The sequence below is a fragment of the Mycetocola sp. Y442 genome (genome assembly GCF_056898615.1).
Genome location: NZ_JBXHBV010000002.1, coordinates 229,787 through 252,295, shown reverse-complemented (window position 1 = coordinate 252,295; position 22,509 = coordinate 229,787). Strand labels below are relative to the sequence as shown.

Below are 22,509 nucleotides of genomic sequence, written 5' to 3'. Positions count from 1 at the left end.
GCGCTACAGCGCGACGCCCGCCAACTGCCACACGGCGAAAGCCGGCCCGTCGCCCGACAGGCGGATGCCGTTCTCATCGGTAGACAACGCCGCCGACCCGAACAGGCGGGTGGCTGATGGCACGCCGCCGACGGCATCCGCGTGCAGGTGCAGATCGAAGTCCGCGCGTGCCGCAACCACGAGGATCGTCTCAAACTCGTCTTCGCGGGCGTAGACGAGCACATCGTCACCGACGTGCAACCACCGCATACCGCCGCCGTTGAGCGACGAGTGCGCACGGCGCAGGCCGATGAGCGTCGCGTACAGGTCGATCCGCTCGCCGGCTTCGTCGGCGCGCTCCCACGGTATCGGTGTCCGCGAATGTTCGCCGTCGATACCGGTGAGCCCGAACTCATCGCCGGCGAAGACGACCGGGATGCCCGGCAGCGTCATCGACATGCCGAGCGCGACGGGAATCACCCCGGGCAGTGCGTGCGTCGCGAACCGCGGGGTGTCGTGGGTGTCGAGCGCGTTCATGGTGGCGAGCCTGGTCTGCCACGGGAAACCGGCGGAGAACTGCCGGTGCGCGCGATAGAACTGCTGCCCGGTGTAGGTCGGCATGGTCGACATGTTCATCCCAAGGCCGCCGCCCGCCGGGGTGCCCGGTTCGCTGAGCCAGCCCCAGAGCGGCCGGGTGAAGTTGGCGTAGGTCATCGCACCGTGCCAGCCATCGCCCTGGAAATCGACCGACGCGTCATTGGTCGACTCAGCGACGAGCAAGGTGTCTGGATTCACGTCGATCATCGTGCGGCGGATCGTGCGGCGCACATCGGCGTTGAGGTCCTGGTCCGCCAAACGGCCGGTCATGTTGGCTACGTCGATGCGCCAGCCGTCGAGCGCGAACGGGGCCTTCAGCCACTTCGCGACGATCGAGTCATCGCCCTCGATGAACCGGCGGCGCAGTTCGGGCGAGTTCCAGTTGAGCTTCGGCAGGCTCGGCACCCCCAGCCACGACGCGTACGTCTCCTGCTCGTCATCGAGCCAGTGATAGAAGTCGCTCTCGATGGCTTCCGGATGCCGGTGGGCAGCGACGAACCAGTCGTGGGCGTCGCCGGAATGGTTGCTGGTGAGGTCACCGAGGACGCGGAGCCCGCGAGCGTGCGCGGCCTCGACGAGCCGCACGAGCGCCTCATCGCCACCGAGCAGCGGATCGACGGCGTCGAAGTTGGACGCGTCGTAGCGGTGATTGGATCGGCCGGCGAAGATCGGGGTGAGGTATAGGGCGCTGACGCCGAGCTTCTCGAGGTGGTCAAGGTGCAGGGTGATGCCGTCGAGGTCGCCCCCGAAAAACTGCTGCGAGCGAGCTGGCTGCTCAAGCAGAACCTCGTCGTCCCACTCGGCGGGGATCGCCCAGTCCGGAACTTCCCTCTGGCTGGCTGCCGCACTCCGCGCAAACCGGTCGGGGAGGATCTGGTACAGCACGGTTCCTGATGCCCACCGGGGAGGAGCGGGGTAGCTCGTGAGCTTGAAATCCTCGCTGTCGAGCGTCTCAGTGTCGAAGACACCGCGGGCGTTGATCCAGTGGTCTCGCCCGTCACTTGTCCGCACAACCCACCGGTAGCCGTGCACCGGGTTCTCGATGAGGATCTCCGCCTGCCACCAGTCCCAGCCGGCCACTGTGCTCAGCAGGGTGGCTTCAGAGAAGCGCGGCTCGCGATCCGGGTTCGAACGCACCCGGACCGCACGCGGCTCGCCGAGGGCGTGCGGCACGCGCAGCCGGACCTGCACCCACTCGCCGAGCGCCGGCGACTGGTTGGAGACGTAGAGCGGGGACCCGTCGTGGTGCGGTTCCATTACTTGACGGCGCCGGCGGTGAGGCCGGAGACAATGTACTTCTGCAGGTACAGGAACAGCGCCATCACCGGGATCGCCGCGAGCACGGCACCGGCGGCGAAGACGCCCCAGTTGCTCGAGAACTCCTGCGACACGAACTGGTAGAGGCCGACGGCGAGTGTCTGCCGCTCGGGGCTCACCAGCACAACGCTCGCGATGACGAAGTCGCTCGTGGTTGCGATGAAGCTCAGCAACCCGACCACCGCGAGGATCGGTGCGACGAGGCGCAGGATGATGGTGAAGAAGATCCGTGCGTGACCGGCACCGTCAAGCTTGGCCGCTTCGTCGAGCGACGACGGGACCGTGTTGAAGAACCCATACATCAGGTACGTGTTCACGCCGAGCGCTCCGCCGAGGTACACGAGGATCAGGGCGATCTGGTTGTCCAGGCCGAGGATCGGGAAGATATCGCCGAGCGTCGTGAGCAGGAGGAAGATCGCGACCACCGCGAGCAGCTGCGGGAAGATCTGCACGATCAGCAGCGACATCAGTCCGAACCGGCGGCCGACGAATCGCATCCGGCTGAAGCAGTATGCGGCGAGCGCGCCGAGGAAGACGGTTCCGACCGCCGTGGTCAGGCCGATGACGAGGGTGTTCACGAACCACGCGGCGTACGGCTGCTCCGGAGTGTTGAACAGGTCGACGTAGTTGTCGAGGCCGAACGCGGAGAAAAGACCGTTCGACTGCAACAGTGTGCCGTTCGGGTTGAACGACGCGCTCAGGACGTACAGCAGCGGGAAGACCGAGAAGACGACCATCACGATGCCGACGAGGTGCCGCCATCCGGTTGCTGCGAACCAGCGGCTGAACTTGAACGGCCGTTTCGTGGGGATCGAGCGCGGCTCGGTAGGGGTGCCGGTAGCGGCGACCGTCGGAGTGGTGAGAGACATTAGTTCAAGTCCTCCAGTGCCTTTGTCTGCCGGAAGCTCACGATGGCGATGATCGCCACGATCACGAAGATGATGATCGAGAATGCGCTCGCGAGCCCGTAGTCACGGTTGGCCCCGACGAACGCGACCTTGTAAACCATCGAGATGAGGATGTCGGACCCGCCGACGTTGATGCTCGCCGACGCGTCTCGCGGACCGCCGTTGGTGAGCATATAGATCAGGTTGAAGTTGTTGAAGTTGAACGCGAACGATGAGATCAGCAACGGGGCAACCGAGACGAGCAGCAGGGGGAACTTGATGCGGCGGAACACCTGCCACGGGTTCGCGCCGTCCATCTTCGCCGCTTCCTGCAGTTCGTCGGGGATTGACTGCAGCGCCCCGGTGCAGACGAGGAACATGTACGGGAAGCCGAGCCAGAGGTTGACGAACAGGATGCTGAACTTCGCCAGCCACTCGTTGGTCAGCCAGGGGATCTCTGCCCCGCCGAGGAGCGCGAGGTTGACGAACCCGAAATCCTTGTTGAGCATCCCCGCCCAGACGAGGGCCCCAAGGAAGCCGGGGAACGCGTACGGCAGGATCATCAGCACGCGGTAGAACTTCCTGCCCCGCATCCTCATGTCGTTGAAGACGACAGCGAGGAACAGGCCGAGCATGAACGTCGTCGCGACGCTGAGTATTGCAAAGAGGAAGGTCCACGTCGTGACGGCGATGAGCGGTCCGCGGATGCTCTGGTCGGTAAAGGCCGTGAGGTAGTTCTCCGCCCCGATCACGACGCTCCAGCCTGGCAGCAGTTCTTCGCCGTCCTCAGAGGTGAACGCGCCGTTGCCGGTGTCGGAGTAGACGACACCGGTCTCGGTGTTCGTCATGGTGTCAGCGGCCTCGTCGTAGGCAAGCGTGGAGAGGTAGAGGTACGCGCTCGATCCGTCGGGAGTTCGGAGAGCGCCGTCGTTGGGGTCGTCCGAGATCTGCACGGTCATGGCCGCGATCGCGTCCTGGTTGGTGACGATGTCGGTGAAGTTGAGGCTGGTGTAGCCCGGCAGGCTCACTGCCTTGTCGCCGGACATCTCGGCGTCGGACACCTCGGTCAGCGGGGTCTCGGTGTTTCCGATCAGCACGTCACCGTCGGGGTCAGTCACCAGGAAGCTGAACGCGCCCAGCTGCTCAACGACGGTGAGGCCGTAGGTCGGAGAGTCCGGCACGCGGTACTGGGCCGACTGGATCAGCGAGCTGACGGCATCCGCTTTGGTGCTGTTGTGGCCGGTGCCGTAGTTGGTGAAGGAGATGTACGCGGTGTAGCCGATGACGAAGATCTGGAAGATCAGGAGGAAGACGAGGCCGGGGGCCAGGTACTTCAGCGGCAGCAGTCCACGCTTGAAGTAGATGACGTTGATCGCCACGGTGACCAGCAGGACGATCGCGAAGATCACCCAGTCCTGGCGGAGGAAGAGCACGAAGAGGCCATAGACGGCAATGGCGTCAACGACGGCGAGCATGCCGATCTTGATGAGGAGAGCCGTTATCGACCCAGACGCGTGTTCAGCGATGCGGGCAGCGCGCTTCTGCCGCTTCGACTCGGCGACCTGCGGTGTGGTCTCGGGGGATTTCTCGGTACTCGTCTGCATGGTCGCCTCAGTTGATGTGTGCGTGACGGAGAAAGGATGCCGGGTGGCGAGCTATCGCCCGCCTCCCGGCATCCTGACTTCGTTATTCTGCGATCGCAGCCTGGATGTCTGCGGTCATCTTGGTCCACAGCTCGGTGGGGTCACCTTCGCCGTTGATGATGGCTGCCTGGGTGACACCCCAGAACTGCCAGACCTTACCCATCTGCGGGATGGTCGGCTGGGGAACGCCGTTGACGCCCACCGCACCGAATGCGGCGACGATGGGGTCGCTTGCCGCAGCCTCGAACGAGGCGGTGAGGGCCGGCGGACGCTGGCCCTTTTCGAAGAGAGCGGTCTGAACGTCTTCGGTGGCGATGAAGTTCGTGAGGAACTCGTTGGCCGCGAGGGTGTTCTTGCTCTTCGCAGAGACGAAGAAGGCCTGCACGCCGACGAAGGGCTGTGCGGGCTGTCCGCCTGCGGACGGGATCGGGTCAACGGCAACGTCGATGCCGGCTTCCTGAGCGCCGCCGACGTTCCACGGACCGGTGAGGAAGTACGGGCTCGCACCGGCGTTGAACTTCTCCTGCGCGATGTCGCTCGTGAGCGAGGTGCTCAGGTTGCCAGCCGCGCCCTGCTCCGCGAGCCAGGTCGCGAAGGCGGTGCCGGTACCGATCTGCAGGTCCTCCGCGTTGTAGCTGCCGTCGGGGTTGGTGCCGAAGACAGGAGCACCGAACGAGGTCTGGAACGGGTACAGGTGGTACGGGTCGCTCTCAGGTCCGACCTGCACGATGAAGGGGAACTCGGTTCCGGCTGCCTTGCCCGTTGCGACCATGTCGTCGTATGACGTCGGTGCGTTGGGTGCGAGTGCCGTGTTGCGCAGGAGCGCGAGGTTCTCGATCGCATACGGCAGGCCGTAGGTCTTGCCCTCGTAGCTCGTCGCCTGGATCGCGACGTCTTCGAACTCGGCGGCCTTGTCGCCGAGCTCGATCGGCTGAACGACACCGTTGGTGACGAAGTTGCCGAGCCAGTCGTGGGCGCCGATGGTGATGTCAGGACCCTTGCCCGACGGGACCTGGGCGATGAACTCGTCCTGGATCTTGGTGAAGTCCTTCTGGACCAGCTTCACGTTGACGCCCGATTCCTCGGTGAAGTCTTCGGCCGCTTCCTTGAGCACCGGCGCGCGGTCCGCGTCGACCCAAACGGTCAGTGTCGATTCTGAATCGCCCTCTGCCTTGTCGCTTCCGCCGGCAGAGCAGCCCGCGAGCGACAGTGCGGCAACTGCCGCCAACGCGCCCGCCTTCAGGAACGAAGAGTTTTTCACCCTCATTGGTGTGCCTTTCATGATTACGTGTGTGAACGAGGCCTCGTTGCCCGTCATGGCCGCCGACGAAGCCGATCCAGTGTTCCGGTTCGGGACGCCATGAGCGCGAAAGGCCATTCTCTCGGTGCCGACAAGTGCTGTAAGCGTTTCCAGATATACCCGGTCGATGTGTAAAACACAAGCAACGGCGCGCCCCTTTCGGGGACAGTTACCCATTTGTCACCTCAGCCGTCCCGTAAGCGCTTACAGAGCGTGAGACGGATGCCATAGAGTAGCCGCATGAATACCCCCACCAGCCCCGAGTGGTGGCGCTCCGCCGTCATCTACCAGATCTACCCTCGTTCCTTCGCCGACGCGAACGGCGACGGCATCGGCGACCTGCCTGGAATCACCTCTCGACTCGGTTCGCTGTCTGACCTCGGCATCGACGCCATCTGGCTCTCACCCTTCATGACGAGCCCGCAGAAGGACGCCGGCTACGACGTCGCGAACTACTGCGATGTCGACCCGCTCTTTGGAACCCTCGACGACTTCGACGCGATGACCGCGAAGGCGCACGAGAACGGCATCCGCGTCATTGTCGACCTGGTCCCCAACCACTCCTCCGACGCACACGAGTGGTTCCAGGCTGCACTCGCCGCAGGCCCCGGTTCGCCAGAACGCGCGCACTACATGTTCCGTGACGGCAAGGGCGAGAACGGCGAGCTTCCCCCGAACAACTGGCAGAGCGTGTTCGGCGGACCGGCGTGGACCCGAACCACGAACCCCGACGGCACTGCCGGGCAGTGGTACCTGCACCTCTTCGACTCGAGCCAGCCTGACTTCGACTGGAACAACGAAGACGTCCGCACCATGTTCCGCGATGTCCTGCGCTTCTGGCTGGACCGCGGCGTCGATGGATTCCGCGTCGACGTTGCCCACGGCATGATCAAGGCCGACGGCCTGCCCGACTACACCCCGCCGGCCGAGGGCGGCAGCATGGGCGGCACCACCCCGCTCGGACTCGAGCCGGGTATCGACGACTTCGACGACATCGACGGCGGCGCTCCGTACTGGGGCCAGGAAGGTGTCCACGACATCTACCGCGACTGGCACCAGGTCCTCGAGGAGTACGAGGGCGACCGGGTGCTGTGCGCCGAGGCGTGGGTCGAGCCGCTGGCAAAGATGGCCAAGTGGGTGCGCCCCGACGAAATGCAGCAGGCATTCAACTTCCCGTACCTCGAGACCCCGTGGGAGGCATCCGCCCTGCGCGCTGTCATCGACGAATCGCTCGAGGCGTTCAGCACCGTCGGCGCACCGAGCACCTGGGTGCTCTCCAACCACGACGTGGTTCGCCACGCATCACGGCTCGCGCTGACCGCCGAGAATCCGCAGGGTCACGGCATCGGCCCGAAGAGCCCCGGCCAGCCCGTTCGTGAGATCGGCCTCCAGCGTGCCCGAGCGGCAACCGCGCTCATGCTCGCGCTGCCCGGTGGCGCGTACATCTACCAGGGTGAGGAACTCGGCCTTCCCGAGGTCATCGACCTGCCGGATGACGCCCGCCAGGACCCCACCTGGTTCCGTACGAACGGCGAGCGGTACGGCCGTGACGGATGCCGTGTGCCGATTCCGTGGGAAGCGGACGCTCCGGCGTATGGCTTCAACTCCACCGGCGACGCCTGGCTGCCGCAGCCGGCCGACTGGGCACCGTACGCCCGTGACGCCCAGGCTGGTGTTGAGGGTTCGACGCTCGAGCTGTACCGCGAGGCGCTGCGCGTCCGTCGGGAGCAGTCACTCGGCCTCGGCACCCTCGAGTGGATCGATGGCCTCGGCGACGACGTGATCGCGTTCACCAACGGCGCGGTCACCGTGGTGGCGAACACCAGCACAACCGATGTCGCGCTGCCGGCGTCGCTCGCGGGAGCTGAGCTGATCCTCTCCAGCGGCGCGTTCGACGGCGAAACGCTCCCGGGCGACACGACGGTCTGGCTCCGCACACCGTAGTTGCTCGTGAAGGGGCGGATCGCGATCGCGATCCGCCCCTTCTGCATCCCTGCCTTTGGACCCTCGCACCGAGACTCTGGCCGTGCTCAACTGCCTCCATGAGCGCGCTGGACAACCCCGCCGGGCCCGGTTCGCACGCGAACGAGCCCCACTCGAGCAACGGCCTCGCGAGTCGACTCAATTGGCTGCGCGCCGGCGTTCTCGGCGCCAACGACGGCATCGTCTCCACCGCGGCGCTTGTCGTCGGCGTCGCCGGTGCGACGACCGCCTACCTGCCGATCCTCTCGGCGGGCGCCGCCGGGCTCATCGGAGGCGCCATCTCGATGGCTCTCGGCGAGTACGTCTCGGTGTCGAGCCAGCGTGACAGCGAGCGCGCTCTCGTCGCGAAGGAGCGCACCGAGTTGCGTGACATGCCGGACGAGGAGCTCGAGGAACTGACGGGGATGCTCCAGCAGCGCGGCCTGCAGGAAAGCACCGCGCGCCAGGTCGCCACCGAACTCACGGAGCATGACGCTCTCGCCGCGCATCTCTCGGTCGAACTCGGAATCCGCGAGGCCGATATCGCCAACCCCTGGCACGCCGCGTTCGCGTCGGCCGTCGCCTTCACCGTCGGGGCGATCCTGCCGATGCTCGCGATTCTCCTGCCGCCCGTCGAATGGCGTATCCCCGTAACGTTCGTCTCGGTGCTGATCGCCCTAGCGCTCACCGGCGCACTGGGGGCGAAGCTGGGCGGCAGCCCACCGCTTCGTCCAACGATCCGAGTGGTCGTTGGCGGCGCACTCGCCCTCGGCGCGACGTTCGCTGTCGGTAGCCTGCTCGGTACAGCGGGAATCTAGGCGGGAATCCAGACCGGATCGATTCGACAACGGATGCCGTCAATCGGGAAGCAGATCGCCTCACCGACGGTTCCCCCAGAGAGAGCACGAACCAGCCGTGCCGTGAAAGGGAGACATGTCGATCGTCGTCACAGGAGCAACGGGCCAGCTCGGCCGGCTCATCATTGAACACCTGCGTGAGCGCGGCGCGCAGCCAGGCGAGATCACCGGCACCGGTCGTTCCGAGGAGAAACTCGACGCGCTGGGGTCAGCTCTCGGCGTCAGAACTGCCGTCGTCGACTACTCGAAGCCCGCGACTCTCGATGCCGCTTTCGCCGGAGCCGACACTCTGATGTTCGTTTCCGGCAGCGAAGCCGGGCGACGGGTCGAACAGCACAGGAACGTCGTCGATGCCGCGGTTCGCGCCGGGATATCGCGCATCGTCTACACGAGCGCGCCGCACGCCGACACCTCCACTCTCGTGCTCGCCCCCGAGCACGAGGCAACCGAGGAGATGATCCGTGCCAGCGGCATCCCCTTCACCTTCCTCCGCAACAACTGGTACACCGAGAACTATGTCGGCGCCTTCTCGCAGGCGACGGCGTCAGGCACCTACCTCGCGAGCACAGGCGAAGGCCGCGTGGCGAGCGCATCGCGAACCGATTTCGCGGAGGCTGCAGCGGTCGTGCTCCTCGGGAACGGGCACGACGGTGCCGTCTACGAACTCTCGGGTGATGTCGCCTGGGACGGCAACCAGCTCGCCGCGGCCTTCAGCGAACTGGCGGGACGAGCAATCACCTTCACCCCGGTAACGCCGGAGGAGCACGCCGCCGCCCTCCGGGCTGCGGGTCTCGATGAGGGAACCATCGGTTTCATCGTCCGCCTCGACGGAGACATCCGAAACGGCGACCTCGCGGACACGTCAGGCGACCTGTCTCGCCTGATCGGACGACCGACGACGCCGCTGCTCGAAGGGTTGCGGCTGGCGCTCAGCTAGACCCGCCGCATCCCGGCATCCGGCACCCGGCATCCGGCATCCGGCATCCGGGCGTGAAAGTGACACTTTTTGTGGGTGAGCGCGAGCATCACCCACAAAAAGTGTCACCTTCGAGGGATCCAACGCCCAGCGGATGCCCCGGCGGAGGATTCCGTCGGCTACTGGTTCGCGCGCTTCTTTCGCACAGCGCCCGCGACGAAGTGCAGCACGACGCCGGCTGCGAGAAGCAGCAGCCCAAACAGCCACACCTGACCGCTCTGCTGGGTGAGCAGGAGGACGCAGGAGAGAACACCGAGGACAGGCACGAAGGTCCAGACCTTGAAGTGCTTGTGCTCGACCTTGTCGCGGCGGAGCACGAGAACCGCGACGTTCGTGGAGATGAACACGAAGAGCAGCAGAAGGACGACGGTCTCGGCGAGGGTCGACACGTCACCGACGAGGGTGAGCGCCATCGCAACCAGGGTCGTCGCCACGATCGCGGCCCACGGTGTCTTTCGCTTCGGCAGCACCTTGCCGAGGACGCTCGGCAGAAGTCCGTGTTCCGCCATGCCGTAGGTGAGGCGGCTCGACATGATCATCGTGAGCAGCGCACCATTGGCGACGGCGACGAGGGCGATGAGGCTGAAGATCCACTCGGGGATTCCGACACCGCTTGCAGCGACAACCGCGAGCAGCGGGCCGGACGAGTCCGCGAGTTCGCTCGCGGGCAGCGCGATCGAGCTGGCGAGCCCGACGAGGATGTACACGACGCCGGCTGTGGCGAGCGACCCGAACAGCGCGAGCGGGTAGACCTTGCTCGGGTTCTTGATCTCCTCGGCGACGTTGGCGCTCGTTTCGAAGCCGACGAACGAATAGTAGGCGATGATCGCGGCGCTCAGGGTCGCGACCGCTGGCACCGAGCCGGCGGGGAACTCACCGATGCGCGACACGTCGCCACCGCCGTTCGCGAGCATGATGGCGACCACAACGACGACGATGACGAGACCGCTCAGCTCGATGATCGTCATGACGAAGTTGCTCCCCATCGACTCACGGATGCCGCGCGCGTTGAGGCATCCGACGAGCGCGAGGAAGACAATCGCGGCGGGAATCGGCGGCACGTCGAGGAAGGTGCCGAGGTATTCCCCGGCGAAGGCGAGTGACAGTCCTGCGGCGCTGACCACGCCAGCCGCCAGCATGCTGAAACCGACGAGGAACGAGATGATCGGCTTCTTGAACGCCCGCTCGGCGAACACCGCGGCGCCGCCGGCCTTCGGGTACTTGGTGACCAGTTCTGCGTACGAGCCGGCGGTGAGCAGAGCGAGCAGCAGAGCGAGAATGAGCGGTGCCCACAGCGCCCCGCCGACCTCGGCCGACAGCACACCCATGAGAGCGTAAATCCCTGCGCCGAGCACATCGCCAAGGACGAACAGGAAGAGAAGAGGACCTGTGATGCTCCGCTTGAGTTTTGACGCGGGGGCGGTGTCCGCCTGACCCGCCGGTGTAATAGAGGTCATGAGCGTCTTTCTCGATGAATGCGATAGCCACTGTCGGCTCGTGGGTCGCTTGCGTCTGCAAGGGTAAGAGAGCGGATGCCGTCTGCCGAAATTTGCGGCGGGGCTTGCGCGCTGATAAATATCGTGCCATCGCAGTCTGAGAGTCTTCGAAAAGCGCCTCACAGCATCCGTCTGGGTAAACTGGCCGGGTGTCCAGACTTCTCGTAACCGGCGGCGCCGGATTCATCGGCTCGAATTTCGTCCACTATGTTCTCGCGAACACCGATCACACGGTGACGGTGCTCGACAAACTCACCTACGCCGGCAACCTTGCTTCGCTCGCGGGACTGCCCGAGGATCGCTTCACCTTCGTGAAGGGTGACATCCAGGATGCAGCCCTTGTCGACTCGCTCGTGGCAGACACCGACGCGATCGTGCACTACGCAGCAGAGAGCCACAACGACAACTCGCTGAATGACCCGCGGCCGTTCCTCGACACCAACATCATCGGGACATACACGCTGCTCGAGGCGGCGCGGAAGCACGACAAGCGTTTTCACCACATCTCGACGGACGAGGTCTACGGCGACCTCGAACTCGATGACCCGAACCGGTTCACCGAGAGCACCCCGTACAACCCGTCCAGCCCGTACTCGTCGACCAAGGCGGGCAGCGACCTGCTCGTTCGCGCCTGGGTCCGCTCGTTCGGCGTGAAGGCGACGATCTCCAACTGCTCCAATAACTACGGGCCGTACCAGCACGTCGAGAAGTTCATCCCCCGCCAGATCACCAACGTGCTCCGCGGCGAACGCCCCAAGCTCTACGGCTCCGGCGAAAACGTGCGCGACTGGATCCACGCCAACGACCACTCGTCCGCGGTGCTCACCATCCTCGACAAGGGTGAGATCGGTGAGACGTACCTCATCGGCGCCGACGGCGAGAAGAACAACAAAGAGGTCGTCGAACTCATCCTCACCCAGCTCGGCCAGCCCGCTGACGCGTACGACCACGTCGTCGACCGTGCCGGCCACGACCTCCGCTACGCGATCGACTCGACCCGGCTGCGCACCGAGCTCGGCTGGGCTCCGCAGTTCTCCGACTTCGAGGCCGGCCTTCGCGACACCATCGAGTGGTACCGCGACAACGAGGCATGGTGGGCGCCGCAGAAGGACGCCACCGAGGCTCGCTACAAGGAGCAGGGCCAGTAACCCATCCACGCACGAGAAGCCGGGCCCCGTGCCCGGCTTCTCGCGTTAAGCAGACCGGTCAGCCGAGAACGGATGCCTCCGCGCCCGCTTCGATCAGCATCTCATGCAGTGCGTCGAAGAGAACGGGATCGGCGGCGAGGGTGAAGTCGCGGCTCGCCGCTGCGCCGTGCAGGCCGCCGACGCGGGCGCCGGCTTCCTCGGCGATGAGCGCACCGGCAGCGTGGTCCCACGGGTTGAGTCCGCGCTCGTAGTACGCGTCCAGTCGGCCGCACGCGACGGAGCACAGGTCGAGCGCCGCCGAGCCCATGCGGCGGATGTCGCGGACCTGGCCGACCAGCTGCTGCACGATTCCCGCCTGCCAGATGCGGCGCTCAGCGGTATAGCTGAAACCCGTTCCGACCATCGCAAGCGACGGAGTGACATCCGTGTTCGCCCGAATCATTGCGCCGTTGAGGGTTGCGCCACCGCCGCGCGACGCGCTGAACGTCTCCCCCGCCGCCGGGTTCACCACGGTTCCGGCGAGCCCAATCCACGAGTGCGGGTCAGGGTCGCCCTCGACGACGGCGATGCTGACCGCGTAGTTCGGGATGTCGTAGAGGTAGTTGACGGTGCCGTCGATCGGGTCGACGACCCAGGTGACTCCGGTCGAGCTGCCCGTTGCCGTCGACTCTTCACCGTAGAAACCATCGCCGGGGCGCGCATCGGCGATCAGCGAACGAATGAGGTCCTCCGACTCCCGGTCGGCGAGGGTAACCACATCTTCGGCCGACGATTTGGAGGCGGCGACGGTGACGCCCTCGCGACGGCGACGGTGGATGAGTTCACCAGCCTGGAGTGCGATTTCGGTGGCAAGGTTCTGCAGCTCAACGCTCATCGGGGAGTCCTCTCGGTTCCCTCTCAACGCTAACCCAGAAGCCAGCCGGGCAATGTCCCGGAATCGGTGTCCTGAGTTTGATTGTCAGGAGTTTCGAACGTATATTCGACTTATGCCGGATCTGTCGAACTTCACGAAAGCCATCGAGTGGGAGGTGACCCACGGTGCATCGCAGACTCCGATCGCAGTGATCCGGAAACTGAAGCTCGGCCCTGGACAGGTACTGTACTTCCGGGCGGTGACATGGCACGCCGACCCGGGTCGGCGTGAACTGATCGGGTACTGGGGGTCGCTCGCCGAGGCCACACAGAACGTCTACGGGCTGTACGAACGCAAGCTGCCATCCCAGCTCCTCGCGTCGAGCGGAAGCACGTGGAGAGAACCCCTTCCGCTGACCAGGCCCAAGGCGCCGCCAACGTGCTGAACCCGGCGGTTCGAGACCGCGGGACGAAGATCAGGTCGTGGGGCACGTCTCAGGGGCGTCGACCTCAGGCTCGACAGTGCCCGCGGCATCGCACGCTGCGGATGACGCGGTCGACCCCGGCCCGGATGTGGCGTCGGGTGGGCAGTCGACCCCCGCCTTCTTTCGCCCCCACAGGCCTTCGGTAGTGATCTGCGCCCGGATGCGCGTCAGCATCGATTCGAGCTGGTCCTGCTCTTCGGGGGTCAGCGGATCGAAAACCGATTCGCGCACGAAAGTCACATGACCCGGTGCCGCGGCGCGAATTTCGTCCCATCCCGCATCGGTGAGTGCGATGTCCTGGCCTCGACCGTCAGCATCCGAATGAGCACGGGCGACGGTTCCCTTGACCTCCATGCGCTTGACCAGGTGGGAAAGCCGACTTCGGTCCCAGCCCAGGTCGGCGGCAAGGTCGCCGGACCGCTTTCGCGCGCCGGGGCACTCGGAGAGAGCCGCAAGCACCGAGTACTCCACAACGGACAGCGCTGAATCCCGCTGGAGCTGGCGATCAATCGCGGTGGGAAACTCCCAAATGAACTCGCGGAGGGTCAGCCAGACGGCCTTTTCCCTGTCGTCCAACCAGCGTGGCTGAGACTCTTCTGCACTCATCGAAAGATTCACCTCCATTTAGTTGACATGACAATCAATGACACCCAGACTGTTACCGTCAGACTAATTGACACATCAACTATTTGGAAGGTCGCCAATGACTAAGATCGCTATTGTCACCGGAAGCACCCGCCCGGGACGCATCAACCTCGGCGTTGCCGAATGGGTTCTCGCGCAGGCGCAGCAGCGCACGGACGCTGAGTTCGAGCTCGTTGACATTGCGGCTTACAACCTGCCGGTCCTCGATGAGGGATACCCCGCCGCGTACCAGAACTACGCGAACGACCACACCAAGGCATGGTCCCAGAAGATCGCCGAGTTCGATGGATACATCTTCATCACCGGCGAGTACAACCACTCGGTTACCCCGGCCCTCGCCAACGCGCTCTCGTACCTGAACGCCGAGTTCAACAACAAGGCAGCCGGCATGGTCGGATACGGATCAGCTTCGGGCGTTCGTGCGGTGGAGCACCTCCGCGGAATCCTCTCGGAGCTCCAGCTCGCCCACGTTCAGAAGACCGGCATGTTCAGCCTCTTCACCGACTTCGAGAACTTCAGCACCTTCGCACCGACCGAGCTCTCGGCCGCGACCGTTGCGCCGATGCTCGACCAGCTCGTCGTGTGGGCCAAGGCCATGGAGACCGTTCGCGACGCAGCGCTCGTCGCCGCGTAAGTCTTCTCCACCTTCGTTCAGGGTGCCTCGCCGTTGGCGGGGCACCCTGTTCTCGTTCACGGTCATCCCACGCCCCGTCAGCACGCCCGGTTCCGATGTCAGGACAGGGGAACCCACGCTGACTCTGGCGTCGCTTGATCACCGCGATCGTCGAATTCTTCCGAATCGTCTGAAGCACCGAGTAACCGGCGCGTGAGCTCATCGCGGGCCGAGAGCAGGCGGTCCATCGCAGCCGCCAGATCGTCATCGGTCGGCTGACGATCCTCCTCGGCAGCCAGCAACATGGTGCGGCGCATGACCTCTTTCGCAAAGGCACCTGTTGCGCCCTCAGCGCGACCGGCTGCCCGCTCGATCGCCTCGGTCGAAAGCGGCATTTGGTCGGCGTAAAGAGTGAACAGCCGGGTTCGTGCATCGGCATCCGGTCGTGGAATCTCGACAGCAAGGTCGATTCTGCCGGGACGGTCGACGAGCGCGTTCTCAAGGACTTCAACGCGGTTGGTAGTGAGCACGAATGCGACGTCCGCGTCGCCATCAAGACCGTCGAGGGCATCAAGCATGGCGAACAACAACGGTTGGGGTCCCATCGAGAAGCTCCGATCGGTCGCCACCAGGTCGACGTCCTCAAGCACGACAATGGCGGGCTGCATGGCGCGCGCCAGTTCAGCGGCCTGCGTGACGAACTGGATGCTGGCACCGTCGAGGACGACCGCGGTGATGTCGGGGGTCTCGCTCAGCAAGTGCCGTATCGTCAGGGTCTTGCCTGATCCGGGCGGGCCGTACAGCAAAACGCCTCGTTTGAGGTGGCGGCCTGAAGCCCTCAGAACATCCCGGTGCGTGCCAATGGTGATCACCTGTCGGGTGAGGTCATCGAGAACCCCGTCCGGGAGGATCACCTGGTCGCGGGCCACCGTCGGCCGCTCCAGGAAGTCGATGCCCGCCGCACTCGGACCGTACTCATTGCCGCTGAACGAGAGCACCTGCCCGCGAAGCACACTGCGCTCGAGCATCAAGCGACGCAACTCCACCAGAAGCGCCGTGGAGCCGGCCTCGTCGGCCGCGAGGATCTCGAGCCGCGCGCTGGACCGACCGTATTCGGGGCGGGCACCCCGCTGCAAAACGGCCACCCGGCGCCCGTGCACGGTCAGCAGACGCAGTCCGAAAGCAACCACTCGCCGTTCGCCCGTAGGCCCGATGGGTGAGGACACGTAGTCGACCGGCCCCGGCGCGAAACGAACGAACGGGCTGCTCAGCAACTCCTGAAACGAGTTGGACTCGCGCTGCTGGCCGCCGGTAATCCCGATCACCGAACCCGGCGCGGTGAGTTCATCGAGTGCGATGTCGGCATCAACGAGCCGGTGCATCGGCAGCTCTTCGGTCACCATCGGAAGTAGCGCGACCTCGGATTGCAGGAACTCCTGCACGACCTCACCAAGAGGAGTGATGGCATCCACCGCGGGACGGGGAGCAAGAAGGACGTCATCCATGAACCGACGGAAGGTCTCGATGAAAGCTTGCTGCTGTTCGTCCACATGTCCTCGCATCGTCGATGGTGCCGGTCAGACGTCAGGCTATCGTCTGGGCCAGACGTAGGACAGGAAATCCTGGTTCGGACGACCTCGGTAGTCGCGGGGACCTGCGGCCTTCGCACCGACCGAGCTCCCGGCCGCGACCGTCGTTCAGGGTGTCTCGCCGTTGGCGAGGCACCCTGTTCTGGTTAACGACCCAGGTCGATCGCGGGCAGAATGCGCGCCACCTGCTCGAGGATGGCTGTGGTCCGCGGCAGGGGCAGGGCGCGCACCCGTGGAAGAAGGTCGTGGACCAGCGCGAGGGCGTCCACCCGGAAGCCGTGTCCTCGAGCGTTCGGCGACCAGAAACGAGTCCCGGCCATCTGCGACTCCAGATAATCGAGATCCGCGGCGACCGACCACCACGGATCGTCAAGATCTCCTTCGGAAAGATCGATCGGTTTCACCTCATCGAGCAGCGAATCGCTGATCTGCAGAAGAGCCCGTTTCGCACGGAGTCGGACGAGCCAGTTGCGATACAGCCTCGCTGGATCAATCACGCTGTGCTCCCACGGGGGCATCCTATCGCCCGGACTCGGCGCACGCCGGTCATCGGTCCACCACTTCTTCGCGTGAGGTGGACCACGTGGCATCCGCTCTTCGCATGCGACGGATAGGGCGGGCTGTCGGAGGCCCTTCGGCTCGCCGGGCCTTCGTGTATAGACTGATGCGCTGCCTGGCAGCAGTCTGGTCGGCCTTCGACAGCCGATCGTTCTGACAGCGGCGATCCGTGGACCACGGAGGGCGACCCAATGACAGACCTTGCTCGCGTGACAGATCTCGCTCGCGCTCGCTCTCGCTCGTTCCCTCGCGGCATGTGGCACCGTCCACGGGTAATCCTCCATCAGGTCGCGAAGAGTTCACCCGCGCGGGTAGCTCTGATCGTCTTCGCGCTGGCTGCGCTTGTCTTCACGCTCTTGCTGAGCCTTCCGATCGCGGCGAGAGACGGCCGAGCGACGGCACTCGACGATTCATTCTTCACCGCCGTTTCGGCGGTAACAGTGACGGGGCTGGTCACCGTGAACACGGCAGAGCACTGGTCATTCTTCGGCCAGGTCGTGATTCTTCTTGGGATCCAGATCGGTGGCCTGGGCATCGTCACTATCGCATCTCTCCTCGCCCGCGCGGTGACCCGCCAGCTCGGCGTGCGAAACAAACTTCTCGCGCAGCAGGGCATCAGTACCGGCAAGCTCGGCGAAGTGGGGAGCCTGCTCCGAATCGTGGTTCTCACCACGCTCTCCATCGAACTCGCGCTGGCTGCATTCCTCGTTCCCAGCTTCATCATCGCTGACCGGTCATGGCTGCAGGGGCTGTGGCACGGCATCTTCTATGCCGTGTCTTCGTTCAACAACGCTGGATTCGTGTCACACCCGGACGGCCTCGTCGGTTTCGTCGGAAACGGCTGGATCCTCGTGCCGATCATGGTTGGGGTGTTCATTGGGAGCCTCGGCTTCCCGGTATTCATGGTGCTGATGTCTGCGAAGTTCGAGGTTCGGAAGTGGAGCATCCACGCGAAACTCACCCTTCTGGTGACGACAGTGCTTCTGATCATTGGCGGCGTTCTCTGGGCCGCGTTGGAATGGTCGAACAGCTCCACAATCGGGAACATGCCTCTCGGCGAGAAGCTGTTCAACGCCCTGTTCGCCTCAACGATGATGCGGTCCGGCGGCTTCAGCCTTGTGGATCCCAGTTCGTCTGAACCGATCACCCTGCTCGCAACCGACGCCCTGATGTTCGCCGGTGGTGGGTCCGCTTCGACCGCCGGCGGCATCAAGGTCACCACTGTTGCCGTGCTGTTCCTCGCCATCATCGCTGAAGCTCGAGGCGATACCGACGTACGCGTGTTTGGCCGAACCATCCCGCAAGGGGCCCTCCGCGTCGCCATCAGCGTGCTGTTCCTCGCCGCAACCCTGATTCTGGTTGCGACCGGTCTCATCATGGCGGTGACCAGGGAACCACTGGATCGCATCCTCTTCGAGGTCATTTCTGCATTCGCGACCTGTGGCCTCAGCGTTGGATTGAGCGAAGAGTTGCCGCCGAGCGGAAAGTACATCCTGGCGCTCTTGATGTTCGCCGGACGGGTCGGCCCCATCAGTCTCGCGGCGGCACTCGCGGTCCGGCAACGTCGCCAGCTTTACCGGTACCCCAACGAAAGCCCCATCCTGGGCTGACCGTGACCACGGCGTTCAGGCACCTCCTCAACGAAACCAACCCCGGCCATGAGCACAACGGCGCCAATCCAGAGGAGAGCGTGAAGAATCGGCTTGCTGTCCTGCAGTTTGCGCATGGGGCCGGCGATGGCCCAACAAAAAAGCCCCCGGAAACCGGGGGCAATCTGTGTTACTCGAGGTTTCGGACGACTTATCCGAAAACTCGAGAGAACGTAGTGTGGCGAGTGAGGGATTCGAACCCCCGAATGCTGAGCAGTCTGATTTACAGTCGCGTGCCCTTCATCCCGTCCAGTGATGTTCGGCACCTTCTCCCCCGGGATTCCGCGGTTCTGGGTAAAGTCCGATGCCCACCATCCCAGCCCGAAACAGGGAGTCATCCGCGGTTTGCACACACAAAGTGCACACACAACCAGCCGGATCACGTAGTTCCGCCCACCCACGCGTCAAGGTCCGCGACCTGATATTTGACGAGCCTACCTAGGTTCACGAACGCCGGCGCTTACTTCCACGATGGACGCCCAAAGCTCCACCTTCCACACGCCTATCTGTCCCCGCTGCCTCGTGCGAACGGAAGTCGTCGGCACAGTGGAGCGTCCTTACGTGATGTGTCCTGGGTGCAGGACGGTGTTGTGGAAGCGCCCCATCGCCATCCAGTGGATGTGCGTAGCGCCGAACATCTCCGGCCGAACTGGGGCCGTCATTGGGCCGGCTGCTTCGATATGCTCACCTCATGGCTGAACTGGACTACGCGTTCCTCGCCGACTATGCCCAGATCGAGGGCGGGAAGATTTCTGCGCTTGGAGCGAGCTACACTCACGCCGTCGTCAGCGAGGTGCCCTCGGGGTGGATGACGACGGTCGCAGGTCGAATCCGGGCCAGGGAGGACGAAGGTCCGATACAGCTTTCGATCCGGATCATTCCGCCGAACGGTGAGTATGACATGGAAGTCAACGGCTCCATCGAAGCAGGCAGCGACGTCCGACCATACGCAGGCAAGGTTGGGCTGCTGTTTACGTTCACGGCCCAGATGCCCCTCCTATCCGAGGGTCTGTACCAAGTGTTAGTGTTCATCGAAGGCAAAGAAGTGCGGCGCCTAGCGTTCGACGTTGAAATCGCACCGGGCTAGTGGAATACAGCATCACCGGGCACTTCCTGATTCGTATGCGTCAGCGGGGTATCTCCCGGACAGACATCGAGGAGGCGCTCGACAATATCGCCTCGACTTGGCCTACACCAAAAGACTCCACCTGCATTCTGGGAAGAACTTCCTCCGGACGCTTGTTGAAGATTTGGGTGGTAGGGGATCATTGGCCGCAGTCAGGTACACTCACGATCAAGAGCACCGCATGGAAGGATGAGGAGCAATGACGAAGTCACGCTTCAGCGTCTCGGTAGACATCGAGGCCAACGCCGCCTACATCACAATGTCGGACGAACCCATCGTCTCGACCAAGGAAGTCACCGACGAGGTCCTGGTCGATTTGGACGCGATGCGCGTCGTCGTGGGTATTGAGGTTCTGCGTATCGACGCGGACATCCCATTCAGCCGCCTGGTTGAAGAGTTCCATGTCCACAGCAACGATGTCGAACTTTTGCGTCTGCTGCGCCCGAGCGTCGGTGCCTCCTATTCCCTCAAACAAGGCACCGATGGAGTCGCCTCGGCTGTGCACGGCAAAATATTGGCCTCAGCTTAAACCGCAAGACACAAAACGCCCCTCACCACCTCGGAAGAGATGATGAGGGGCCTTGCTGTATGTGTTGGCTTTGCCAGTCCACCGAACGCCCATCTCCGGTGGTACGGTCGCGGCATGAATCGAAGCTACGCCAACGACGATCGAATCAAGCAGCGAAACAGACAGCTTGGACTGATCGAGCTAGGTGGCATTTGACAGCCCCGTGATGTCCACCATGCATCATGCATATGGGCACGCTACGCGGTCCTGCGACACGGCATGACGAGGTGATCTGATTCCAAATCAGGTCTCCGGAGACCCGCTCCTCCAGTAGCTGAGCGGGCTAACGCGTTGCTGATCCCCCGCTGTGTGCGATTGTGTGCGCAGTCGCACAGTCAAAGGTGCCCAACGTGACCAAATCAGTCATCGGCGTCGCCTGACGGGTCAGAACGACTCCGGAATGCTGAGCGACTCTCGGGGAGCTTCCGCCGGATGGCGGAGCTCTCCTGCCGCTTCCTTTCCCGCGGAGCGTTGAGCGGAAACCTGCTGCGCGACGCGAATGGTGAAGCAGCTGACGCTGCAGCGTCGATGCCCGCCCCTCGAGAAGCGACTGCACGCACTGCCCACACAATAGGGACATCAACGACAAAGAGACCCGGCCAAAACGGCCTGGGTCCCTTTGTTTACGCGGAAGTGGGTTGTACGTATATCTCATTTTGCCCCGTGTTTCCGGGCTTCCCGGGAGGCTCCAAAATGGACCATCCCTTTTTCTTCAGGAGTTAATCCCCTGAAGCCGTTGAGATGCGCCAGATGAGTGGGATGGCGCTGCGTACTTGCCTCCACCTTCGGCGCACTCCTGCGCCTCGGCTTCCTTCTCTCGTGTCCCCGATTGTGGTCACGGTTCGGGTGGGTTCCTGCTTCATTGGTGGCTGCGCGAGCGAGCTCGCGTCTGATGCTGCCTCCACAGGCGTTTTGTGTCTCCGCAGGCCCTGCGGCGACGAGGATGTTGACGGCGGCGTTGTAATCGCGGTCAACGTGTGTGTTGCAGTGCGGGCACACCCAGGTGCGCACGCTCAGCGGTTTCTTGCCGCTGTTGGTTCCGCAGATGGAACATGTGCGGCTGCTCGGGAACCCAGCGGGTACCCGGCGTAGCTCACGTCCGCGACGTTCAGACGCTTCTTCCAGGTAACGAAAGAACTGTGCCCATCCGGCGTCGGTGATGCTCTTGCCCAATCGCGTTTTAGCCATGCCGCTGATGTTCAACGTCTCCACGGCTACCGTTTGGTTTTCACGGGTGAGCCGGGAGGCGAGTTGTCTCGCATGGTTGGATCGCTGGTTCGCAACACGTGAGTGAGCTCGAGCAAGAGTCGCCCGTGCCTTCTCACGGTTGCGTGAACCTTTCTGTTTCCGAGAAAGGTTCTTTTGCGCACGAGCGAGCTTGCGCTCGGCCGTGCGGAAGTATCGAGGGTTCACGACTTTCTCGCGTGTGCCGTCTGAGTAAACGACGGATGCGAAGTCGGCGAGACCGACGTCAATGCCCGCGTCTCGGGGTCGGCGTGTGGGGATCGTTGACTGTTGAAGAGGAACCGGGACGACGAAGGACGCCCACCATGTCCCGTCGGTTTCGCGAATGATCGTCACGCTTGATGGTGGACCGGGCAACGGGCGGTGCCAGTTCACGTGGACCAGGCCAACCTTGGCCAACCTAAGCCGTCCACCGCCCGGGTTCGTGTTCTGCCAATGTCCCCGAATACCGAAACTGGTCCGGCCAAACGTCGCCGCCTGTCGTTCCGACCTCTTCTTGAACCGAGGTGCTCCCATACGACGCCCTTTACGTCGCCCGGAAATAGAACTGAAGAAGTTGTCATAGGCGGTAGCGCCATTCATGACTGCGTACGAAAGCACAGAGGTAGGTGCCTCCGTCAACCATGTCGTGGCCGCGTCGCGGCGTCCGTTCGTGACGATGATCTTGCTTGCGGTGAAGTGCGAGGGGTGCTGCAGACCATCCGCATGTTGCGTTCGCGCGTAGTTGATGTAGGAGTTGTACACGTAGCGGCAGCAACCGAAGATACGACGCATGATCGTCTCCTCCGCGGGAGCCGGAGCGATGCGATACCGGAACCGACGTGTGTGCGTCGGCCCCTCTGGCGCTGAGCGCGGAGCAATCGGCGTTCGACGCGGCTTAACACCGGCGACTGCGTAACACCGTTCACACCGACAGTTCCAATACGTGTACCCAGCAGGCGTCCCGTGCACTTCTTCCGGCATGCCCTCGGCCAGGCGCTTCGCACGACGAATCGCCGCAGCTTCCGCGTTCGCGGC

At 63.9% G+C, this 22,509-nt stretch carries 20 protein-coding genes; 10 read left to right on the top strand and 10 right to left on the bottom strand.

The features are described 5' to 3' along the window. Positions 1-3: 3 nt before the first annotated feature. The 4 genes from AC1X6S_RS07905 to AC1X6S_RS07890 form a co-directional block, all read right to left on the bottom strand. Positions 4-1,833 (bottom strand): glycoside hydrolase family 13 protein, encoded by a 1,830-nt coding sequence (locus AC1X6S_RS07905; protein ID WP_483405212.1) that lies wholly within the window; start codon positions 1,831-1,833, stop codon positions 4-6. Beyond that, positions 1,833-2,762, bottom strand: coding sequence for a sugar ABC transporter permease (locus AC1X6S_RS07900; protein ID WP_483405211.1), 930 nt, complete (start codon positions 2,760-2,762; stop codon positions 1,833-1,835). The genes AC1X6S_RS07905 and AC1X6S_RS07900 overlap by 1 nt, the downstream gene beginning before the upstream one ends. After that, entirely contained in the window at positions 2,762-4,384 is a 1,623-nt protein-coding gene (locus AC1X6S_RS07895) for an ABC transporter permease subunit (protein ID WP_483405210.1), read from the bottom strand. Before AC1X6S_RS07895 ends, AC1X6S_RS07900 begins: the two co-directional genes overlap by 1 nt. 82 nt (positions 4,385-4,466) lie before the next feature. After that, a complete protein-coding gene (locus AC1X6S_RS07890; protein WP_483405885.1) occupies positions 4,467-5,690 on the bottom strand; it encodes a sugar ABC transporter substrate-binding protein in 1,224 nt (407 codons plus the stop codon). Between the two features lie 273 nt (positions 5,691-5,963). Between AC1X6S_RS07890 and AC1X6S_RS07885 the strand changes: the two genes are divergently transcribed. The 3 genes from AC1X6S_RS07885 to AC1X6S_RS07875 all read left to right on the top strand — a co-directional run bounded on the left by AC1X6S_RS07885 (position 5,964) and on the right by AC1X6S_RS07875 (position 9,479). Then, entirely contained in the window at positions 5,964-7,667 is a 1,704-nt protein-coding gene (locus AC1X6S_RS07885; protein WP_483405209.1) for a glycoside hydrolase family 13 protein, read from the top strand. Positions 7,668-7,765: 98 nt separating this feature from the next. Continuing rightward, entirely contained in the window at positions 7,766-8,503 is a 738-nt protein-coding gene (locus AC1X6S_RS07880) for a VIT1/CCC1 transporter family protein (RefSeq protein WP_483405208.1), read from the top strand. Between the two features lie 115 nt (positions 8,504-8,618). Continuing rightward, positions 8,619-9,479, top strand: coding sequence for an SDR family oxidoreductase (locus AC1X6S_RS07875; protein WP_483405207.1), 861 nt, complete (start codon positions 8,619-8,621; stop codon positions 9,477-9,479). Between the two features lie 158 nt (positions 9,480-9,637). Here the strand turns inward: AC1X6S_RS07875 and AC1X6S_RS07870 are convergent, their stop codons facing one another. Beyond that, positions 9,638-10,975, bottom strand: coding sequence for an APC family permease (locus tag AC1X6S_RS07870; protein ID WP_483405206.1), 1,338 nt, complete (start codon positions 10,973-10,975; stop codon positions 9,638-9,640). Positions 10,976-11,163: 188 nt separating this feature from the next. Between AC1X6S_RS07870 and rfbB the strand changes: the two genes are divergently transcribed. Further along, positions 11,164-12,162, top strand: coding sequence for a dTDP-glucose 4,6-dehydratase (gene rfbB / locus AC1X6S_RS07865; RefSeq protein WP_483405205.1), 999 nt, complete (start codon positions 11,164-11,166; stop codon positions 12,160-12,162). Between the two features lie 58 nt (positions 12,163-12,220). Here the strand turns inward: rfbB and AC1X6S_RS07860 are convergent, their stop codons facing one another. Then, positions 12,221-13,036, bottom strand: a complete 816-nt coding sequence (locus AC1X6S_RS07860; RefSeq protein ID WP_483405204.1) for an inositol monophosphatase family protein — start codon at positions 13,034-13,036, stop codon at positions 12,221-12,223. Between the two features lie 112 nt (positions 13,037-13,148). Between AC1X6S_RS07860 and AC1X6S_RS07855 the strand changes: the two genes are divergently transcribed. Continuing rightward, positions 13,149-13,460 carry a hypothetical protein gene (locus AC1X6S_RS07855; RefSeq protein ID WP_483405203.1) on the top strand — a complete coding sequence of 104 codons (312 nt, stop codon included), beginning with the start codon at positions 13,149-13,151 and terminating at the stop codon, positions 13,458-13,460. A 30-nt stretch (positions 13,461-13,490) separates the two neighbouring features. On the opposite strand, the gene AC1X6S_RS07850 is transcribed toward AC1X6S_RS07855, so the two are convergent. After that, entirely contained in the window at positions 13,491-14,105 is a 615-nt protein-coding gene (locus AC1X6S_RS07850; protein ID WP_483405202.1) for a MarR family winged helix-turn-helix transcriptional regulator, read from the bottom strand. Positions 14,106-14,202: 97 nt separating this feature from the next. Here AC1X6S_RS07850 and AC1X6S_RS07845 point away from each other — a divergent pair, with 97 nt between their 5' ends. Next, positions 14,203-14,778 carry an NADPH-dependent FMN reductase gene (locus AC1X6S_RS07845; RefSeq protein WP_483405201.1) on the top strand — a complete coding sequence of 192 codons (576 nt, stop codon included), beginning with the start codon at positions 14,203-14,205 and terminating at the stop codon, positions 14,776-14,778. Positions 14,779-14,876: 98 nt separating this feature from the next. Here the strand turns inward: AC1X6S_RS07845 and AC1X6S_RS07840 are convergent, their stop codons facing one another. Together AC1X6S_RS07840 and AC1X6S_RS07835 are read right to left on the bottom strand one after the other, a co-directional pair. Next, on the bottom strand, positions 14,877-16,262 hold the full coding sequence (locus AC1X6S_RS07840; protein WP_483405200.1) for an AAA family ATPase: 1,386 nt from the start codon (positions 16,260-16,262) through the stop codon (positions 14,877-14,879). A gap of 230 nt (positions 16,263-16,492) precedes the next feature. Continuing rightward, positions 16,493-16,843, bottom strand: coding sequence for a hypothetical protein (locus tag AC1X6S_RS07835; protein ID WP_483405199.1), 351 nt, complete (start codon positions 16,841-16,843; stop codon positions 16,493-16,495). Between the two features lie 315 nt (positions 16,844-17,158). Here AC1X6S_RS07835 and AC1X6S_RS07830 point away from each other — a divergent pair, with 315 nt between their 5' ends. The 4 genes from AC1X6S_RS07830 to AC1X6S_RS07815 all read left to right on the top strand — a co-directional run bounded on the left by AC1X6S_RS07830 (position 17,159) and on the right by AC1X6S_RS07815 (position 20,208). After that, positions 17,159-18,514: a TrkH family potassium uptake protein gene (locus AC1X6S_RS07830; RefSeq protein ID WP_483405198.1), complete on the top strand. Its 1,356-nt coding sequence runs from the start codon at positions 17,159-17,161 to the stop codon at positions 18,512-18,514. A gap of 730 nt (positions 18,515-19,244) precedes the next feature. Then, positions 19,245-19,640: a DUF6941 family protein gene (locus AC1X6S_RS07825; RefSeq protein ID WP_483405197.1), complete on the top strand. Its 396-nt coding sequence runs from the start codon at positions 19,245-19,247 to the stop codon at positions 19,638-19,640. Further along, entirely contained in the window at positions 19,640-19,882 is a 243-nt protein-coding gene (locus AC1X6S_RS07820) for a DUF4258 domain-containing protein (protein ID WP_483405196.1), read from the top strand. The genes AC1X6S_RS07825 and AC1X6S_RS07820 overlap by 1 nt, the downstream gene beginning before the upstream one ends. Continuing rightward, positions 19,879-20,208, top strand: coding sequence for a DUF2283 domain-containing protein (locus AC1X6S_RS07815; protein WP_483405195.1), 330 nt, complete (start codon positions 19,879-19,881; stop codon positions 20,206-20,208). The genes AC1X6S_RS07820 and AC1X6S_RS07815 overlap by 4 nt, the downstream gene beginning before the upstream one ends. A 690-nt stretch (positions 20,209-20,898) precedes the next feature. Here AC1X6S_RS07815 and AC1X6S_RS07810 read toward each other — a convergent pair. Continuing rightward, on the bottom strand, positions 20,899-22,455 hold the full coding sequence (locus tag AC1X6S_RS07810) for an RNA-guided endonuclease InsQ/TnpB family protein (RefSeq protein ID WP_483405884.1): 1,557 nt from the start codon (positions 22,453-22,455) through the stop codon (positions 20,899-20,901). Positions 22,456-22,509: the final 54 nt, after the last annotated feature.

Bases quoted from the DNA above. Each gene is read 5' to 3' on its own strand.
- AC1X6S_RS07905 (WP_483405212.1), bottom strand. From the start codon at position 1,833: ATGGAACCGCACCACGACGGGTCCCCGCTCTACGTCTCCAACCAGTCG.
- AC1X6S_RS07900 (WP_483405211.1), bottom strand. From the start codon at position 2,762: ATGTCTCTCACCACTCCGACGGTCGCCGCTACCGGCACCCCTACCGAG.
- AC1X6S_RS07895 (WP_483405210.1), bottom strand. From the start codon at position 4,384: ATGCAGACGAGTACCGAGAAATCCCCCGAGACCACACCGCAGGTCGCC.
- AC1X6S_RS07890 (WP_483405885.1), bottom strand. From the start codon at position 5,690: ATGAGGGTGAAAAACTCTTCGTTCCTGAAGGCGGGCGCGTTGGCGGCA.
- AC1X6S_RS07885 (WP_483405209.1), top strand. From the start codon at position 5,964: ATGAATACCCCCACCAGCCCCGAGTGGTGGCGCTCCGCCGTCATCTAC.
- AC1X6S_RS07880 (WP_483405208.1), top strand. From the start codon at position 7,766: ATGAGCGCGCTGGACAACCCCGCCGGGCCCGGTTCGCACGCGAACGAG.
- AC1X6S_RS07875 (WP_483405207.1), top strand. From the start codon at position 8,619: ATGTCGATCGTCGTCACAGGAGCAACGGGCCAGCTCGGCCGGCTCATC.
- AC1X6S_RS07870 (WP_483405206.1), bottom strand. From the start codon at position 10,975: ATGACCTCTATTACACCGGCGGGTCAGGCGGACACCGCCCCCGCGTCA.
- AC1X6S_RS07860 (WP_483405204.1), bottom strand. From the start codon at position 13,036: ATGAGCGTTGAGCTGCAGAACCTTGCCACCGAAATCGCACTCCAGGCT.
- AC1X6S_RS07855 (WP_483405203.1), top strand. From the start codon at position 13,149: ATGCCGGATCTGTCGAACTTCACGAAAGCCATCGAGTGGGAGGTGACC.
- AC1X6S_RS07850 (WP_483405202.1), bottom strand. From the start codon at position 14,105: ATGAGTGCAGAAGAGTCTCAGCCACGCTGGTTGGACGACAGGGAAAAG.
- AC1X6S_RS07845 (WP_483405201.1), top strand. From the start codon at position 14,203: ATGACTAAGATCGCTATTGTCACCGGAAGCACCCGCCCGGGACGCATC.
- AC1X6S_RS07840 (WP_483405200.1), bottom strand. From the start codon at position 16,262: ATGGATGACGTCCTTCTTGCTCCCCGTCCCGCGGTGGATGCCATCACT.
- AC1X6S_RS07830 (WP_483405198.1), top strand. From the start codon at position 17,159: ATGTGGCACCGTCCACGGGTAATCCTCCATCAGGTCGCGAAGAGTTCA.
- AC1X6S_RS07825 (WP_483405197.1), top strand. From the start codon at position 19,245: ATGGCTGAACTGGACTACGCGTTCCTCGCCGACTATGCCCAGATCGAG.
- AC1X6S_RS07815 (WP_483405195.1), top strand. From the start codon at position 19,879: ATGACGAAGTCACGCTTCAGCGTCTCGGTAGACATCGAGGCCAACGCC.
- AC1X6S_RS07810 (WP_483405884.1), bottom strand. From the start codon at position 22,455: ATGCCGGAAGAAGTGCACGGGACGCCTGCTGGGTACACGTATTGGAAC.